This window comes from Devosia naphthalenivorans, from assembly GCF_003056355.1.
GTDB lineage: Bacteria > Pseudomonadota > Alphaproteobacteria > Rhizobiales > Devosiaceae > Devosia > Devosia naphthalenivorans.
In genome coordinates, this window is the sequence record NZ_PYVW01000002.1 from 34,500 (window position 1) to 50,172 (window position 15,673).

Annotated in this window: 18 protein-coding genes and 1 other RNA gene; 11 read left to right on the forward strand and 8 right to left on the reverse strand. The window is 61.7% G+C overall.

The features are described from left to right. Window positions 1–132 precede the first annotated feature (132 nt). The 6 genes from C8264_RS03285 to tkt all read right to left on the reverse strand — a co-directional run bounded on the left by C8264_RS03285 (window position 133) and on the right by tkt (window position 6,948). Entirely contained in the window at window positions 133–1,161 is a 1,029-nt protein-coding gene (locus C8264_RS03285) for a class I fructose-bisphosphate aldolase (RefSeq protein ID WP_108459542.1), read from the reverse strand. A 271-nt stretch (window positions 1,162–1,432) separates the two neighbouring features. After that, on the reverse strand, window positions 1,433–1,729 hold the full coding sequence (locus C8264_RS03290) for a BrnA antitoxin family protein (protein ID WP_108459543.1): 297 nt from the start codon (window positions 1,727–1,729) through the stop codon (window positions 1,433–1,435). Between the two features lie 135 nt (window positions 1,730–1,864). Then, on the reverse strand, window positions 1,865–3,067 hold the full coding sequence (locus tag C8264_RS03295; protein ID WP_108459544.1) for a phosphoglycerate kinase: 1,203 nt from the start codon (window positions 3,065–3,067) through the stop codon (window positions 1,865–1,867). Between the two features lie 68 nt (window positions 3,068–3,135). Further along, complete coding sequence (locus C8264_RS03300; protein WP_108459545.1) at window positions 3,136–3,669, reverse strand: putative glycolipid-binding domain-containing protein; 534 nt, start codon at window positions 3,667–3,669, stop codon at window positions 3,136–3,138. A 254-nt stretch (window positions 3,670–3,923) separates the two neighbouring features. Further along, complete coding sequence (gene gap, locus C8264_RS03305; protein ID WP_108459546.1) at window positions 3,924–4,931, reverse strand: type I glyceraldehyde-3-phosphate dehydrogenase; 1,008 nt, start codon at window positions 4,929–4,931, stop codon at window positions 3,924–3,926. Window positions 4,932–4,974: 43 nt separating this feature from the next. Further along, the gene (gene tkt / locus C8264_RS03310) at window positions 4,975–6,948 is read right to left on the reverse strand and encodes a transketolase (protein ID WP_108459547.1); all 1,974 of its coding nucleotides are present in this window, start codon (window positions 6,946–6,948) and stop codon (window positions 4,975–4,977) included. 179 nt (window positions 6,949–7,127) lie between these two features. Here tkt and C8264_RS03315 point away from each other — a divergent pair, with 179 nt between their 5' ends. Beyond that, window positions 7,128–7,418: a DUF4164 family protein gene (locus C8264_RS03315; protein WP_108459548.1), complete on the forward strand. Its 291-nt coding sequence runs from the start codon at window positions 7,128–7,130 to the stop codon at window positions 7,416–7,418. Between the two features lies 1 nt (window position 7,419). Next, complete coding sequence (locus C8264_RS03320; protein ID WP_108459549.1) at window positions 7,420–7,797, forward strand: cell division protein ZapA; 378 nt, start codon at window positions 7,420–7,422, stop codon at window positions 7,795–7,797. Here the strand turns inward: C8264_RS03320 and C8264_RS03325 are convergent. After that, window positions 7,794–8,690: a lytic transglycosylase domain-containing protein gene (locus C8264_RS03325; RefSeq protein ID WP_108459550.1), complete on the reverse strand. Its 897-nt coding sequence runs from the start codon at window positions 8,688–8,690 to the stop codon at window positions 7,794–7,796. The genes C8264_RS03320 and C8264_RS03325 overlap by 4 nt on opposite strands. Window positions 8,691–8,805: 115 nt before the next feature. On the opposite strand from C8264_RS03325, the gene C8264_RS03330 reads away from it, so the two are divergent. From C8264_RS03330 to C8264_RS03360, 7 genes are all read left to right on the forward strand, one after another. Beyond that, complete coding sequence (locus tag C8264_RS03330; RefSeq protein ID WP_108459551.1) at window positions 8,806–9,069, forward strand: type II toxin-antitoxin system ParD family antitoxin; 264 nt, start codon at window positions 8,806–8,808, stop codon at window positions 9,067–9,069. A gap of 1 nt (window position 9,070) precedes the next feature. Further along, window positions 9,071–9,358 (forward strand): type II toxin-antitoxin system RelE/ParE family toxin, encoded by a 288-nt coding sequence (locus C8264_RS03335; RefSeq protein ID WP_108459552.1) that lies wholly within the window; start codon window positions 9,071–9,073, stop codon window positions 9,356–9,358. Window positions 9,359–9,395: 37 nt separating this feature from the next. After that, a non-coding RNA gene (gene ssrS, locus C8264_RS03340) (6S RNA) lies at window positions 9,396–9,552 on the forward strand. 23 nt (window positions 9,553–9,575) lie between these two features. Further along, window positions 9,576–10,163 carry a 5-formyltetrahydrofolate cyclo-ligase gene (locus C8264_RS03345; RefSeq protein WP_108459553.1) on the forward strand — a complete coding sequence of 196 codons (588 nt, stop codon included), beginning with the start codon at window positions 9,576–9,578 and terminating at the stop codon, window positions 10,161–10,163. Then, a complete protein-coding gene (locus C8264_RS03350; protein ID WP_108459554.1) occupies window positions 10,160–10,984 on the forward strand; it encodes a TIGR00282 family metallophosphoesterase in 825 nt (274 codons plus the stop codon). Before C8264_RS03345 ends, C8264_RS03350 begins: the two co-directional genes overlap by 4 nt. Before the next feature lie 142 nt (window positions 10,985–11,126). Further along, on the forward strand, window positions 11,127–12,542 hold the full coding sequence (locus C8264_RS03355) for an alanine/glycine:cation symporter family protein (protein WP_108459555.1): 1,416 nt from the start codon (window positions 11,127–11,129) through the stop codon (window positions 12,540–12,542). A gap of 99 nt (window positions 12,543–12,641) precedes the next feature. Continuing rightward, window positions 12,642–13,388, forward strand: a complete 747-nt coding sequence (locus C8264_RS03360; RefSeq protein ID WP_108459556.1) for a YebC/PmpR family DNA-binding transcriptional regulator — start codon at window positions 12,642–12,644, stop codon at window positions 13,386–13,388. 50 nt (window positions 13,389–13,438) lie between these two features. On the opposite strand, the gene C8264_RS03365 is transcribed toward C8264_RS03360, so the two are convergent. Then, entirely contained in the window at window positions 13,439–14,218 is a 780-nt protein-coding gene (locus C8264_RS03365; protein WP_162783435.1) for a GGDEF domain-containing protein, read from the reverse strand. A 311-nt stretch (window positions 14,219–14,529) separates the two neighbouring features. On the opposite strand from C8264_RS03365, the gene ruvC reads away from it, so the two are divergent. Beyond that, window positions 14,530–15,036: a crossover junction endodeoxyribonuclease RuvC gene (gene ruvC, locus C8264_RS03370; RefSeq protein ID WP_108459558.1), complete on the forward strand. Its 507-nt coding sequence runs from the start codon at window positions 14,530–14,532 to the stop codon at window positions 15,034–15,036. After that, window positions 15,033–15,650 (forward strand): Holliday junction branch migration protein RuvA, encoded by a 618-nt coding sequence (gene ruvA / locus C8264_RS03375; protein WP_108459559.1) that lies wholly within the window; start codon window positions 15,033–15,035, stop codon window positions 15,648–15,650. The genes ruvC and ruvA overlap by 4 nt, the downstream gene beginning before the upstream one ends. Window positions 15,651–15,673 lie beyond the last annotated feature (23 nt).

The window sequence follows — 15,673 nt, forward strand, 5'->3', positions numbered from 1 at the left end:
GGGCTCTTGTGTCGTCCCATTTTGGCGACAAAGAGGACGCCTGTTGCAATAGCGGGTCCTTATGGTGTGGCGCAAAGAAAAAGCGCGCTCCCAGGTCGAGGGCGCGCCATTCAGCTGTGTTTACGCGATGTTCTAGGCGGCGCGGTCGACCTCGCCGGTCCACTCGCCCAGCGCCGCGAGGGAATTCATATGGGCGCGGTGGGTGAAGGCTGCCTGTGCAGCCGGGAAATTCTCGCGGCGACCGGCCCAGGTGCGCAGCGCCACGTTCTGCAGGGCGCGGCCATAGGAGAAGGTCAGCGGCCAGGGCTTGTTGGGGATCTGGTTCATGGCCGAAAGGTGGGCAGTGGCTTCCTCGTCGGTCTGTCCGCCAGAGAGGAACGCGATGCCGGGAACGGCGGCCGGGACATGCTCGCGCAGCACTTCGACGGTGCGCTTGGCGACTTCCTCGAAGGATGGACGTTCGCGCGAATTGACGCCGGGCAGCACCATGTTTGGCTTGAGCAGCATGCCGCCGAGATCGACGCCGGCAAGGCGCAGTTCCTTGAAGGTGTTCTCAAGCACGTCGCCGGTGACGGAGGCGCAGCGTTCCATGGAATGGTTGCCCGGATCGCCATCGCCGACGACTTCGGGTTCCACCACCGGCACAATGCCGGCTTCCTGGCAGAGGATGGCGTAGCGGGCCAGGGCATGGGCATTGGCGCGGATATTGTTGCGCGTGGGGGCCACGTCGTTGATGGTGATCACGGCACGCCATTTGGCAAAGCCGGCACCCAGGCTGGCATAGCGCTCTAGCCGTTGGCGCAGGCCATCGAGACCCTCGGTAATTTTTTCGCCGGAGTCGCCTGGCATGGGGAAAGCGCCGCGATCGACCTTGATCCCCGGAATGACGTCGGCATCGGCCAGGATGGCGCGGAACGAGGTGCCGTCCGCTGCCGACTGCTCCAGGGTTTCTTCGGTCAGGATGACGCCGGAAATGTAGCTCTGCATCGCCTGGGTGGAGCGGAACAGCATTTCGCGATAGTCGCGGCGCAGGTCGAGCGAATTGGGCAGGTTGATCTTGGCAAAACGCTTGGCGATGGTGCCTTCGGATTCGTCGGCCGCGAGGATCCCCTTGCCGGGTTCCATCAGTTTCTGAGCAATGGCGTTGAGCGACTTCGTCATGGATCTGCCTCCAAAGGGTGTTGCCCGGCAGATTAGACTTTCGTTAGCGCCCCCGCGATTAGACCTGTGGTTATTAGACGAAAGGCTGATCTTGTATGGAAGGCCAAGGTGGAACCAAACTAGCGCGCGTCCCGCAGTAGACCTCATCCTGAGCCTGTCGAAGGACGAGGGCGTGGCACCAAGCCTCCACTCGCCCGATCCCGTGGTTCGACAGGCTCACCATGAGGTCTGCCGGGCTTCTTTGCTTGCGGTGTATTAAACCTGACAAGCTCTAGAGCTTGGCTTTCTCCAGAACCTCGCTCATGCGCGCTCGCCAGTCGGGACCTCTGGCCTTGAACTTGGCGAGAGTTTCGGGCGCCACACGTAGTGTAACCGCCTCCTTTGGTGCTTCCACACGAGGCCTGCCCCGCGACCGCTTGATCGCCTCTGCCAGCCCTGGCAACGCTTCGGCAAATGGACGCCCGGTTTTCAATTGGGCTTCAGTGGCCTCGGGCGCATCAGGGTCGCTTGCAATCTGGCGCTGGATCTCGGCCTCTTCAGCATCGATCAATTCACGCAATTTTCGCATATATCGCCCGCTCCTTCCGGCTTGCACGGCGCATCGACACGATCGCAATGGCCTCCGAACCCAAAGGGGCAAAGATGATCGTTATGACCATCTCGCCATTCAGTTCGTTGATTCCGGTGTACGTAAAATCCCGCGCTACTTCTTGAGCGCCTCGACACCAGGCAGGGGCTTGCCTTCCATCCATTCGAGGAACGCGCCGCCGGCGGTCGAGACATAGGTGAAGGCGTCCTTCACGCCGGCATGGGCGAGCGCGGCGACGGTGTCGCCGCCACCGGCAACCGAGACCAGCTTGCCGTCGTGGGTGCGCTTGGCGGCGTGCTTGGCGATGGCGACGGTGCCGGCGTCGAACGGGTTCATCTCGAATGCGCCCATGGGGCCGTTCCAGACCACGGTGTTTGCATCGTCGATGGCGCCCTGGATGCGCTCGATCGAGGATGGGCCGATATCGAGGATCATGCCGTCCTTGTCGATGGCGTCCACGCCGTAGAGGCGGGTGGGCGTGTCGGCCTTGAAGTGCCAGGCGACAACCGCATCGATGGGCAGGATGATGGCGCAGCCGCTGTCGATGGCCTTGTCCATGATGCGCAGGGCGGTTTCGGCGAGGTCCTTTTCGGCCAGCGATTTGCCCACGCCATAGCCCTGGGCATGAAGAAATGTATTGGCCATGCCGCCGCCGATCACCAGCGCGTCGACCTTGGTCACGAGGTTTTCCAGCAAATCGATCTTGGAGGAGACCTTGGCACCGCCGACAATGGCGACCACCGGTTTTTTCGGCTTGCCCAGGCCGGCTTCAAGCGCCTCGAGTTCGGCCTGCATGGCAAGGCCGGCAGCTGCCGGCAGCAGGCGGGCCAGCGCCTCGGTCGAGGCATGGGCGCGATGGGCGGCGGAAAAGGCGTCGTTGACATAAACATCGCCCAGGCTTGCCATGCGCTTGGCCAGTTCTGGATCATTGGCTTCCTCACCGGGGTGGAAGCGGGTGTTTTCGAGGATCAGCACGGAGCCGGCGGGGGCTGATTCGATGGCCTTTTGCGCATCGGACATTTCGGTCCAGTCCGTTGCGACGAAGCCGACCGGATGGCCAGTGGCGTTGGCGACGGCTTCGCAGACCTGTTCAAGGGAAAACTCGGCGTCGACCTTGCCCTTGGGGCGCCCGAAATGGGACAGCAGGATCGCCTTGCCGTCCTTCTTGACGATTTCGCGGATGGTGGGCACCAGCCGCTCGATGCGGGTGGCGTCGGTGACCTTGCCGTCCGCAACCGGAACGTTGAGATCGGCCCGCAGCAGCACGCGCTTGTTGGCCAGGTCGAGTTCGTCAAGCGTCTTGAAAGTCGCGGTCATCGAAGGAGCCTCCCGGGGGATCAATGTTTGGCCGTGGCGTAGCAGACAGGGCACCGAGGGGGAAGGGCTCAGGCGATCCGTTCGAACAGACCGGGATAGTTCAGCTCGATCATATCGGCGTCCACTTCCAGGATGCGCTCGAAATCGGCGCTCTGGAAGCGGAAATGGGTTTGATCGATCCGCGTATAGATTTGCTCGCTGCGCGCGACAGCCATTTCGTCGGCGTCGATCCAGGCCATGGCAAAGCGTTGCGGCTGTTCCTCCGCCCATTGGCAGCGCCACAGCGGCAGCGAATTGGTCAGCGGCGTGGGCCAGATATCGATGTCGACGCAATTGGCTAGCGCGGGCAGCGGTTCGGCGCGATCATCGGACCAGTTGCCGGCGCCATCGGAGAAGAGTTCCAGCACGGCGCCATCGGTACGCTCGAGCTTGACGGTGCGGACATGCTCGCGGTCGTCGAGCTTGATACGGTATTGGAGGCCATAATCGGGAGTGATGATCGTGCCGCGAATCCGGGTGTCGCGATCGGTCGAGATGATGTGGCAATGCTCGATGCTGGTGGGATCAATGCCGCGCCAGCGAATGGACCGGTTCAACGACATAGCGGGCGATCCCACTTCACCTATCTTGATCGTAACGTCGAGGACCTGCCACGGTTTCTCAACCGACGCCAGACGCTTTGCGCCGCCGTTTCAGTCGACACCCTCCCCCTTGCGGGGAGGGATCAAGGGTGGGGATGATAGGCCCCGATATTGGGGCCGACCGCCACCCTCTCCCAGCCTCCCCCGTCAAGGGGGAGGTGCCGCCCGGAGGATAGGATGCATCCCACCTCCACCACCGGTCATGCTCCAGCCGCTTAAAGCGTCTTGCCGAGTGCCACAGCCGTATCGGCCATGCGGTTGGAGAAGCCCCATTCGTTGTCGTACCAGCTCAGGACCGACACGAAATTGCCGTCCATCACCTTGGTCTGGTCCAGTGCAAATGTGCAGGAATGCGGATCGTGGTTGAAATCGATCGAGACGTTCGGATGCTCGGTATAGCCCAGCACGCCCTTGAGTTCGCCATCGGCGTACTTGCGGACGGCGTCGTTGATTTCCTGGGCGGTGACGTTGCGCTTGGAGATGAACTTGAAATCGACGCAGGACACGTTCGGCGTGGGCACGCGGATCGAGATGCCGTCCAGCTTGCCCTTGAGTTCGGGCAGTACCAGGCCAATGGCCTTGGCAGCGCCGGTCGAGGTCGGGATCTGCGACAGCGCTGCTGCGCGGCCGCGATAAAGATCCTTGTGCATGGTGTCGAGCGTGGGCTGGTCACCGGTGTAGGAATGGATGGTGGTCATCATTCCCTTTTCGATTCCGAATTCCTTGTGCAGCACATAGGCAAGCGGCGCCAGGCAATTGGTGGTGCAGGAGGCGTTCGAGATCACGACGTGATCCTTGCCCAACTGCTGATGGTTGATGCCGTAGACCACCGTCATGTCCGCGCCCTCGCCGGGGGCGGAGATGATGACCTTCTTGGCGCCGGCCTTGAGGTGCGCCGAAGCCTTCTCCTTGGAGGTGAAGATGCCGGTGCATTCGAGCGCGATGTCGACGCCCATTTCGCCATGCGGCAATTCTTCGGGGTTGCGCACCGCCGTCACCTTGATGGGGCCGCGACCCACATCGATGGTGTCGCCATCAACCGTCACGGTGCCGTTGAAGCGGCCGTGCACGCTGTCGAAGCGGAACAGATGGGCATTGGTTTCGACCGGGCCAAGATCGTTGATGGCCACGACCTCGATATCGGTGCGGCCGGATTCGATGATGGCACGCAGGACGTTACGGCCAATGCGACCAAAACCATTGATGGCGACGCGGACTGCCATGGAAGGCTCCTTGGGAGGTTAGGAGGGGAGGGCTTGCGCTCTCTTACAACTGTGCGGTGACGGCTTCAACAACGGCCTTCGCCGTAATCCCAAAGTGGGCATAGAGGTCGTCGATGGGGCCCGAAGCGCCGAAGGATTTCATGCCGACAAAGCGGCCCTTATCGCCAAGGAGCTTGTTCCAGCTCATCTCGATACCGGCTTCGATGGCGACGCGCGCCTTGGCCGAACCCAGCACTTCGGCCTTGTAGGCGTCAGGCTGCTTGGCGAACAGCTCCATGGAAGGAACCGAGACGACGCGAGCCGAAACACCCTGCTCGGTCAGTTGCTTGTGCGCCTCGACGGCGATGGCGACTTCCGAGCCAGTGGCGAAGATGATCGCATCGGCATTGGCATCACCCACCAGGGTATAGGCACCCTTGGCCGACTTGTTTTCCGATGTGTATTCGGTCCGCACGGTCGGCAGGTTTTGGCGTGACAGGGCCAGGATCGACGGGTGATCGGCCGTTTCCATGGCGATCTGCCAGCATTCGGCGGTTTCCACCGCGTCGGCAGGGCGGAACACCAGCAGGTTCGGAATGGCGCGCAGTGCGGACAGATGCTCCACCGGCTGGTGGGTCGGGCCGTCTTCGCCAAGACCGATCGAATCATGGGTCATCACATAGATCACGCGCTGGCCCATCAGGGCCGAAAGGCGGATCGAGGGGCGGGCATAGTCGGTGAAGACCATGAAGGTGCCGCCATAGGGGATCAGCCCGCCATGCAGCGCCACGCCGTTCATCACGGCGGCCATGCCGTGTTCGCGGATGCCGTACATCATGTAGCGGCCGGAACGGTCGGTGGCGGTGAAAGGCTTGGTGTCGGGCGTGTTGGTCAGGTTGGAGTGCGTCAGGTCGGCAGAACCGGCCAGCGCCTCGGGCACGACCTTGGTGATGACTTCAAGCGCCAGCTGCGAAGCCTTGCGCGAAGCGATCTTCGGCTTTTCTTCGGTCAGCTTCTTTTTATGCGCATCCATGGCAGCAGCGAAATCGGAGGGCAGCGTGCCCGCCATGCGGCGCTCGAACTCGGCGCGGTTCGGATTGGCTGCCAGGCGTGATTGCCATTCGCCACGCACGTTCTGCGAGCGGGTGCCGGCTGCGCGCCAGGCGTCCAACGTTGCTGTCGGGATCTCGAATGCCGGATAGGTGATGCCCAGAGCGGCCTTGGCGCCAGCCAGTTCCTCGGCCCCGAGCGGGGCGCCGTGCACCTTTTCGGTGCCAGCCTTCTTGGGCGCGCCGAAGCCGATCGTGGTCTTGGCGGCGATCAGCGTGGGCTTGTCGGAATTCTTGCTGTCGAGCAGCGCCTTTTCGACGGCGGCCTGGTCGTGGCCGTCGATTTCCACCGTGTTCCAGCCGCTGGCCTTGAAGCGGGCGATCTGGTCGGTCGAGTCGGAATTGGAAACGGCGCCATCGATGGTGATGGAATTGTTGTCCCAGATCAGCGTCAGCTTGTTGAGCTTGAGGTGACCGGCGAGGGCAATGGCTTCCTGGGAGATGCCTTCCATCAGGCACCCGTCGCCAGCCAGGCACCAGGTATGGTGGTCAACCACGTCGGAGCCGAACTCGGCTGCAAGCTTGGCTTCGGCGATCGCCATGCCCACGGCATTGCCGACGCCCTGGCCGAGCGGGCCCGTGGTGGTCTCGATGCCTTCGGCGTGGCTATATTCGGGATGGCCCGCGGTCCTGGAGCCAAGCTGGCGGAAGTTCTTGACCTCGTCGATGGTCATGTCCTTGTAGCCCAGCAGGTAGAGCGAGGAATAGAGTAGCATCGAGCCGTGGCCAGCCGAAAGCACGAAGCGGTCGCGGTCAGCCCATTTGCTGTCGGCGGGATCGAACTTCATCACCTTGGTGAACAGCACGGTTGCGATATCGGCGCAGCCCATGGGCAAGCCCGGGTGACCAGAATTGGCTTTTTCGACCGCGTCCATGGAGAGGGACCGGATCGCATTGGCCAAATCGTTTTGCTCAGCTGTGTTGGTCATCGGGTGCGCTTTCTTCGGCTGGAAATCTGGGGAGAAGAGGCTCGCAAAGCCTCCTCCCAAAGGCGGGTTCGAGGCATAACAGGTTCGGATTGCCTGTCAATGACAGCAGGTTGCATTAGCCCGGTGGCTGGGGCACCCTGTTGGCGCTGAATTGACGGCCGCGAAGGATCGCACAAGCCATGAGTGAGATGGAACCCCAGGACCGTCTGGTTGCCGCGCAGGCGCGGTTCGATTCTGCAATGGCGAGCCTCGACCGCAGTGTGAAGAGCCTTTCCAACCGCATGCGCCAGCTTAATCGCATGGAGGTGGACACCCAGCGCCTCGTGCATGAACGGGCGCGGCTCGCAACCGAGCTGGACAAGACCGCGGCGCGCGCCAAGCGGCTTGATGACAGTGCCCATGATGTGTCGCGCCGCCTCGTCGAGGCGATGGAAACCGTGCGCGAAGTTTTGGCGAAAGCGGAGAGCTGACGTGCCCGAAGTCAATGTCGAGATCAATGGCCGCAAATATCGCATGGCCTGCGAAGAAGGTCAGCAGAAGCATCTGATCGGGCTGGCCGAGCGGTTCAACACCCAGGTCGAGGCGCTCAAGGGCGCGGTCGGCGAAATCGGTGACAATCGCCTGACGGTGATGGCGGGCATCGCGGTGGTGGACGAATTGGCGGAGGCCGAGCGCCGGATCAAGGAACTGGAACAGGAAGTTCTGGTCCTGACGCGGGCCGGCCAGGAAGTGGCTGCCGAGATCGAAACGCTGGAATCCAAATTCGCCGAAAAGCTCAACAATGCGGCCCAGACGCTCGAGAGCGTGGCGGGCATGCTGGACGATACCGCGCCGCTACCGCACAATTAGTCGCCGTTTTTCTGCACGATGCAATTGCCGCCTTGTGCCTGCAGCTTGGTGCAGAACTCCTGCGCGGCCTTGCGTTCGGGAAAGCCGATCTGCGCGGAATAGCGGGTGCGGGTTCCCAGGCTCAGATTGCGGGTGGTGATCAGCAACAGGTCCTTGCTCTCCAATAGATCAGGGAAGCGCGACTGCGCCCGCACGAACGCGGCGCGGGCGATGTCCTGTGAGAAATTCTGCGCCAGAAGCACGCCCCAGGGCTGCCATTCGCCAGCTTTTGGACCGAAACTTGGCATGGGTACGGCCTTGGCCATCTCGATGCAGGCGTCCTGGAAAGGCCGCTCGGGGCTGAGCGCATAGTCGGCGGGCTCGATGGTTTCCCCCAGCCACGAATCAACCGGGCGCCCGGTGATAATCGAAACATAGGCCCGGGTTTCGCCGGCCACCCCGCCGCCCGTGAGAAAGCGCGAGATGCGGCCTTCACCGCCATTATAGGCGGCCGCAGCCAGACCCAGATTGCCGAATTTCTGTTCCAGGAACCGCAGATATTCCGCTGATTTTGCCAGGGCCTCTGCCGGATCGAACGGGTCGCGCAAGGCGCGCAGCCTGGCGGTGCCCGGCATGAACTGGGCAATGCCCTGCGCCCCAACCGGGCTGATCGCACGTGGATCGAAGCGGCTCTCCTGCCAGATCAGGCGGGCGAGAAAACCCTCGGGCAGGCTGAAATGTTTGGCGTAAGTCTCGATCGCAGCGCAGACGTCTGCCGTGTAATTGATCTCGCTGATGCAGATTTTCTCCGTGCCGAGCGGATGGCAGGTGGTGGTCGCTTCGTCCTCTTCCGCGGCCTGCAAATGCAGGGGCCAGAGCAGCACCAGCGCCATCAGGGCGATTAGCCATTTCATGTGTCCGCGCAGCAAGCTAGCCGTCCCTCATGGCAACAAGCTTCCCCGCAATGGCGCGGGCGGTGTTGGCAAAGTTTGCCAAAAGTGTATTATCTCGCGTCAAAGGAGTTCTGCCATGGCTACCATGAATGTCTCGCTGCCCGATCAAATGAAAGAATGGGTCGAGGAGCAAGTCAAAACCGGGCGATACGGCAATAGCAGCGACTATGTGCGCGATCTGGTCCGCAAGGATCAGGAGCGGGCAGAGGCGCGTGAAAATCTACAGCAGATGGTAGATGACGCCCTCGCAAGTGGGATAGCGGATTTGGGGCGAGAAGAGTTGCTTGAGAGGATTATGGCTCGGGCCAAGGCTGCTGTTGATAAGCGGAAGTCGGCTTAACATGGCTTGGCAAGTTGCCGAAGCTGCGGCCCTCGACATGCAGCACATTGCCGAACAAGGCATACTGAACTTCGGCTTAACTCATGCTCGAGCGTACATTGCCAGCATGCTCGACATGTTCGAAACGCTTGCTGCCCATCCCGAACTTGCAGCGGAACGAGAGGCGTCGCAGAGCAGGGTGCGCATTATGCCATGTGGTGCACACCACGTAGTATACATCGTTCAAGATCAAGACGTCCTGGTGCTCCGTGTACTGCATGGCCTGCAAAATTGGTTCGATCTGCTCTAGCTTCCCCTTTGCACGGCTCCCCAAACGCCCTATATTACCCCTGCTGCCCGGCGCGTGAGGATACCAATATCCCCGGGGCCTTAATCGATCTCTAGGGAGCTGTCCCTGACCGGACCCGTGGGTTCGGACACACGGCGCCCACCTACGTAAGTAGGTTCCCGGGATCGTCATCCCACGGCCAGGGCGGCACCTGATTATTGGGAGAATGCGGCGCGGCATGGTGGACGAGACAATCGAGGAAGCCAAAGCCGTCTTGCGCATCGATGCCCACGCTGCCCGCGCTGCTTTATCGCAGAGCGAGCGCGCCGAGGCCGCCGCCTCTGTCGCACAACTGTTTTTCGAAACGCTCGCCCCCCGGACAGAGGATGTTGTCGCTGCCTATTGGGGCATTCGCGACGAACTCGACTGCCAGCCTATCCTGGTCCGGCTCATGGATGCCAACATCAAGGTGGTGCTGCCCGCTGTATTAGACGACGAAGAGCCGCTGGACATGCGTTTGTGGGAGCAGGGCACGGCGCTTTATGAAGCTGGGTTCGGTACGCTGGCTCCATCTGCCCTGGCACCACGAGCCGAGCCGGACGTTATCCTGATCCCGCTTCTGGGGTTCGACCGCGTCGGGACGCGGCTTGGGTATGGCGGGGGCTATTATGACCGCACGCTCGTTTCGCTCAACAAGAAGCCCAAACTGATTGGCCTTGCCTTTGCCGTACAGGAACTGCCTTTGATCCCGCGCGAACCCCATGACGTGCCCCTCGATGCCGTGATTACCGAAGCCGGTGTCCGCCATTTCGGCGCTGTCGCATGAGGCTGTTGTTTTTGGGCGACGTCATGGGCCGCTCGGGACGGGACGCTGTCACCGAACGCCTGCCGGGTATCATCGAGCGCTACGGCTTTGATTTCGTGGTGGTGAACGGCGAAAATGCCAGTCACGGCAAGGGTTTGACCGAACCGCATTTCAACGCCATCCGCAATGCCGGCGCCGATGTAGTGACGCTGGGCGATCACGCGTTCGACCAGCGTGAAACCATTTCTTTCATTGAGCGCGAAACCAGCCTGGTGCGCCCCATCAACATGCCGCCGGGAACGCCGGGGCGTGGCGCCATGTTCGTCGAAAGCCGCGGCGGCTATCGCGTGCTGGTAATCAACGCGCTGGGCCGTGTGTTCATGCCGCCGATGGATGATCCGTTCAGGGCAGTAGAAGCAGCCGTTGCCGCCTGTCCGCTGGGCGAGCAGGCCGACGCGATCATCGTGGATTTTCACACCGAAGCCACTTCTGAAATCCAGGCCATGGGGCATTTCCTGGATGGCAAGGTTAGCCTTGTGGTGGGCACGCACACGCACATTCCTACAGCCGACCAGCGTATCCTGCGCGGCGGTACGGCGCTGATGGCCGATGCCGGCATGTGTGGCGATTTCGACTCGGTCATCGGCACGGAAGCCGACGAGCCGCTCAACCGGTTCCTGACGGGTATTCCCAATGGCCGGTTCAGCCCGGCCGACGGAGAAGCAACCTTGTGCGGGGTGGCCATCGAGACCGATCCGCGCACGGGGCTGACCAGCAAAGTGCTGCCGGTTCGCATCGGTGGCTCGCTGGCGCAGGCGGAGCCCGATTTCGGCGAAGCGTAAACTGGGCAAGAATCCCCGAGCGGTGGTGGAACACCTTTCGGGCGTTGCGACTTAGGTGACAGGGTCGGCTGGCTTTGGGCGCGTTTGATGCCCGCTTCATCCGAGCGCCGTCGAACGCACAAGCGTCAGGAGTTGGCACGCCATGGACACGGTCATCAATTTTCTCAACGAGATCTTCTGGGGCTATGTGCTGATCTATGGGCTGCTGGCGGTGGGAGTGTTCTTCACCATCCGCCTGGGATTCGTGCAGTTCGTCCAGTTTCCCGAAATGTTCCGTGCGGTGCTGGGGTCCAAGCAGAACGACACTGCGGGCATCACCCCGTTCCAGGCGCTGTGCACCAGCCTTGCCTCGCGCGTTGGTACCGGCAATCTCGCCGGCGTTGCCGTGGCGCTGTATCTTGGGGGCCCAGGTGCCCTGTTCTGGATGTGGGTCGTGGCGCTGGTGGGCATGGCGACTGCCTATGCTGAATCGACCCTCGCGCAGCTCTACAAGATCAAGAATGAAAACGGCGATTATCGCGGTGGCCCGGCGTTTTACATTGCCCGTGGGCTCAAGGCGCCTTGGGCCGGGGCGATATTTTCGGTTTGCCTTATCCTGGCTTTCGGGCTGGTGTTCAATGCGGTCCAGGCCAATTCCATTGCGGACGCCTTCCAGGGCGCATTCGGGATCGACAAGCTCTGGGTCGGCATAGCGCTCGCCGCGGTCACGGCCGTGGTGATCTTTGGCGGCATCAAACAGATTGCGCGCGTGGCCGAATTCATCGTGCCTTTCATGGCGGCGGTCTATCTGTTGGTGGCGCTCTATGTGGTCATTATCAATATCGGGGAAGTACCGGCTCTGCTCGGCATGATCGTGCGGGAAGCGTTCGGACTCGGAGCCGCCACCGGCGGCATTGCCGGCGCCATGCTCAACGGGGTCAAGCGCGGGCTGTTCTCCAATGAAGCGGGCATGGGTTCTGCGCCAAATATCGCCGCCGTCGCGACGCCACAGCCACATCATCCATCCTCGCAAGGCTTCGTTCAGGCGCTTGGCGTTTTCATCGATACCATCCTGATCTGTACGGCGACGGGTCTGATGATCCTGCTTTCAGGGGTCATGGTGCCGGGAAGCGAACTCACCGGCACGCCGCTGACCCAGGCGGCCATGACCGTGCATATCGGGGGCATGGGGCACTACTTCATTGCCATCGCCATCCTGTTCTTCGCCTTTACCTCGATCATCGGCAATTATTCCTATGCCGAGAACGCCATGACCTTCCTCAAGTTGGGCAATCGGGCTGGGCTCACCGTCTTGCGGGTGGGCGTTCTGGCGATGGTGGTGTGGGGCGCCTATGAAAGTGTCGCCACGGTGTTCAACGCGGCGGATGCTTCGATGGGGCTGATGGCAACGGTGAACCTCATCGCCATCGTCCTGCTTTCGGGCACAGTAGCCAAGCTCACCAGGGATTATGCGGCGCAGCGGCGCTCGGGCAAGTCACCGCTGTTTCATGCTGCCGACTATCCCGAGCTTAGCGGCAAGATCGATCTGGAGATCTGGAACCGCAGGGATCCGGGTTAAGCTGGTTCGCCCTGCGTTATGCGCCGACTTCACAAGCGCTGCGTCGTTGCCTATAACGCGCCACCAATCCAGCATTCTTTAGACGAGGGGGAGTGACCGATGGCCGGCCATTCACATGCCAAGAATATCATGCACCGCAAGGGCAAGTCCGACGCGGTGCGCTCCAAGGTTTTCTCCAAGCTTGCCCGTGAAATCACCGTGGCGGCCAAGATGGGCATGCCCGACCCAGCGTTCAATTCGCGCCTGCGCCTTGCTGTCACCAATGCGCGCGCCCAGTCCATGCCCAAGGACAATATCGACCGCGCCATCAAGAAGGCCATCGGTTCGGACGGCGAGAACTATGACGAAATCCGCTACGAGGGTTACGGCCCCGGTGGCGTCGCGATCATCGTCGAAACGTTGACCGACAACCGCAACCGCACGGCATCCAATGTGCGCTCATACTTCTCCAAGAATGGTGGCGCCATGGGCGAAACCAATTCGGTCGGGTTCATGTTCGACAAGGTCGGCGAGATCACCTATCCGCTGAGCGCCGGCTCGGAAGACAAGGTCATGGAAGCCGCTATCGAGGCTGGCGCCGACGATGTCGAGAGCGACGAGGAAGGCCATTACATCACCACCTCGTTCGAGGCGATGGTGGACGTAGCCGCGGCGCTGGAGAAGGTGTTGGGCGAAGCCGAATCGGTCAAGGCCGTCTGGAAGCCGCAGACCAATACCCCGATCGACGCAGAAAAAGGCGCGACGCTGATGAAGCTGATCGCCACCCTCGAAGAAGACGATGACGTGCAGAACGTTTATTCGAACTTCGAGATGAGCGACGAAGACGCAGCCAAGCTGGAAGCCTAAGAGCCCCGCTGGAACCAAGATCGAGCCGGTGCTTCAAGCGCCGGCTTTTTTCATGCGCTATATTTGAGTTCCACATAGGGCTGATCATCCATATGGACGATGGTCACCCGGTTGCGGCCGGTCTGCTTGGCGCCATAGAGCCGCTGGTCGGCAATGCGGAACAGTTGCGAGAAGCTCGCGCTCCCCTCGAACACCGCCCCGCCAATGCTGACGGACAATGGGCGCTGCCGCCCATCGGGAGCGAAGTCCACGAGATTGACGGCGCACCTAATGCGCTCCGCGACTGCTGCGGCGTCCTGCTCGTCGACGCCGGGCAAGAACACCGCGAATTCCTCGCCGCCCATGCGGCCCACCAGATCCCCGGCGCGCAGAACCGAGCGGATGGAGCGCGCAATCATGGTGAGCGCTTCATCGCCAATGTCGTGCCCGTAGAGATCGTTGATGGCTTTGAAATTGTCCGCATCGATCATCAGCAGGGCGCCGGTGGTGCGGGGGTGCTGGGTTAGTGCCTGGTCTACCCTGCTGGTGAAGGCGCCGCGATTGAGGCACGAGGTGAGGCTGTCGGTGCGTGCCACAAGGCCCAGTTGCCGGTTCACGACTGCCAGACTGCGCAAGCGCATGCTCATGTAAAAGAACAGCGGCGTCGCGAGCAGGATGGGCAGAATGGTTGCGCTGATCAGCGATCTTTGCAGGGCTTCAGGACCCAGATCGCCAAAGAACACGGCATTGAAGGAGACCGCGACGATCACGCATGCCGCGGTACCAAAAAACGTCCAGCGCCGGACGCTCGACCAACTCTGCAGGGCAATGATGGTTTTAGCAGACATCATGACGGTCGAAACCTTCCGGCGAATGGGAGATCGCTTCAGGCCCCAGGACTGAAGGCAGGTGGGCGGTGAAGCACTTCCGGCCGGCTGGCGAATGGCTGGCTCCGGCGTATGATCTTCTCCACTGTGGCCGCAAAGATCCCCGCTATTTCGGTCCATCCTGCATTCCCGGGGCGGAAGGTATGTAGCGGTGTTGAAGATGGTCTTGCCAAGATCGATACAAATTGAAAAACCATGCGTTATCCACCGGGTCGTTGCCTTTTTGTTCACTTACCGCTTAGTAGTCTGCAAGTCTTCGGTTTAAGGACAGGCGCATGAGCGCACCAACGCGAATCATTGGAATCGATCCCGGGCTGCGCCGCTGCGGCTGGGGTGTCATCGAGACGGCGGGCAACCGGCTGAGCTTTGTCGCAGCAGGAACAGTCACCCCGCCTATCGAGGGGTCGCTGGCGGAGCGGCTTGCGCTGCTGTTTGCGGGTCTTGGCGAGGTGCTCGAGCGCTTTGCGCCCGATGAGGCGGCCGTGGAAGAAACCTTCGTCAATTCGGGGCCGCGCTCGGCGCTGATCCTGGGGCAGGCGCGCGGCGTGGCGTTGCTGACGCCGGCGGTGCGCAGCATCGAGGTTTCGGAATATGCCACGAACCTGGTCAAGAAATCGGTGGTCGGCACTGGCCACGCCGACAAGTCGCAGATCCAGCTGATGGTCAAGACGTTGCTGCCGGCGGCTAATTTCAAGGGCGCCGACGCTGCCGACGCGCTTGCTGTCGCCATCTGCCATGCCCATCACCGCGTCGCCAATATGCGCCTGAAGGCCATTGCATGATCGGTAAGCTCAAGGGCGTGGTGGATAGTTTCGGCGACGATTTCGTGCTGATCGATTGCAACGGCGTTTGCTACGAGGCCTTCTGCTCGGGCCGCACGCTGCAGTCGCTGCCGCGGGTCGGTGAATCAACCGTCGTATTCATCGAAACCATCGTGCGGGAAGATTTGATCCGGCTGTACGGGTTCGCCACCCAGGCCGAAAAAGCCTGGTTCAACCTGCTGATGACGGTACAGGGCGTCGGTGCGCGCGTGGCGTTGTCGATTCTTTCGGTATTGTCGCCGTCCGAACTTTCGAGCGCCATTGCCTTGCAGGACAAGGCCATGGTCGGCCGTGCCAATGGGGTTGGACCGAAGCTCGCCGTTCGCCTCGTCACCGAGCTCAAGGGCAAGGTGCCCGAGGGTGGTGGCATCGACGCTGGAACGCTAGGCCTTCAAGCCGCACTGGGCGAAGGCGTTGCGCCGAGCACGGTTGCAGATGCCGTTTCGGCGCTCACCAATCTGGGCTATTCCAGCGCGCAGGCGTCGGCGGCACTGGCCCGCATCGTGGCGCGGGAGGGTGAGGGCGTTCCCACCGAGAAACTGATCCGCCTGGGCCTGCGGGAGTTGAGTAGTTGACTGATCTTACGTCTCCCGCTGCC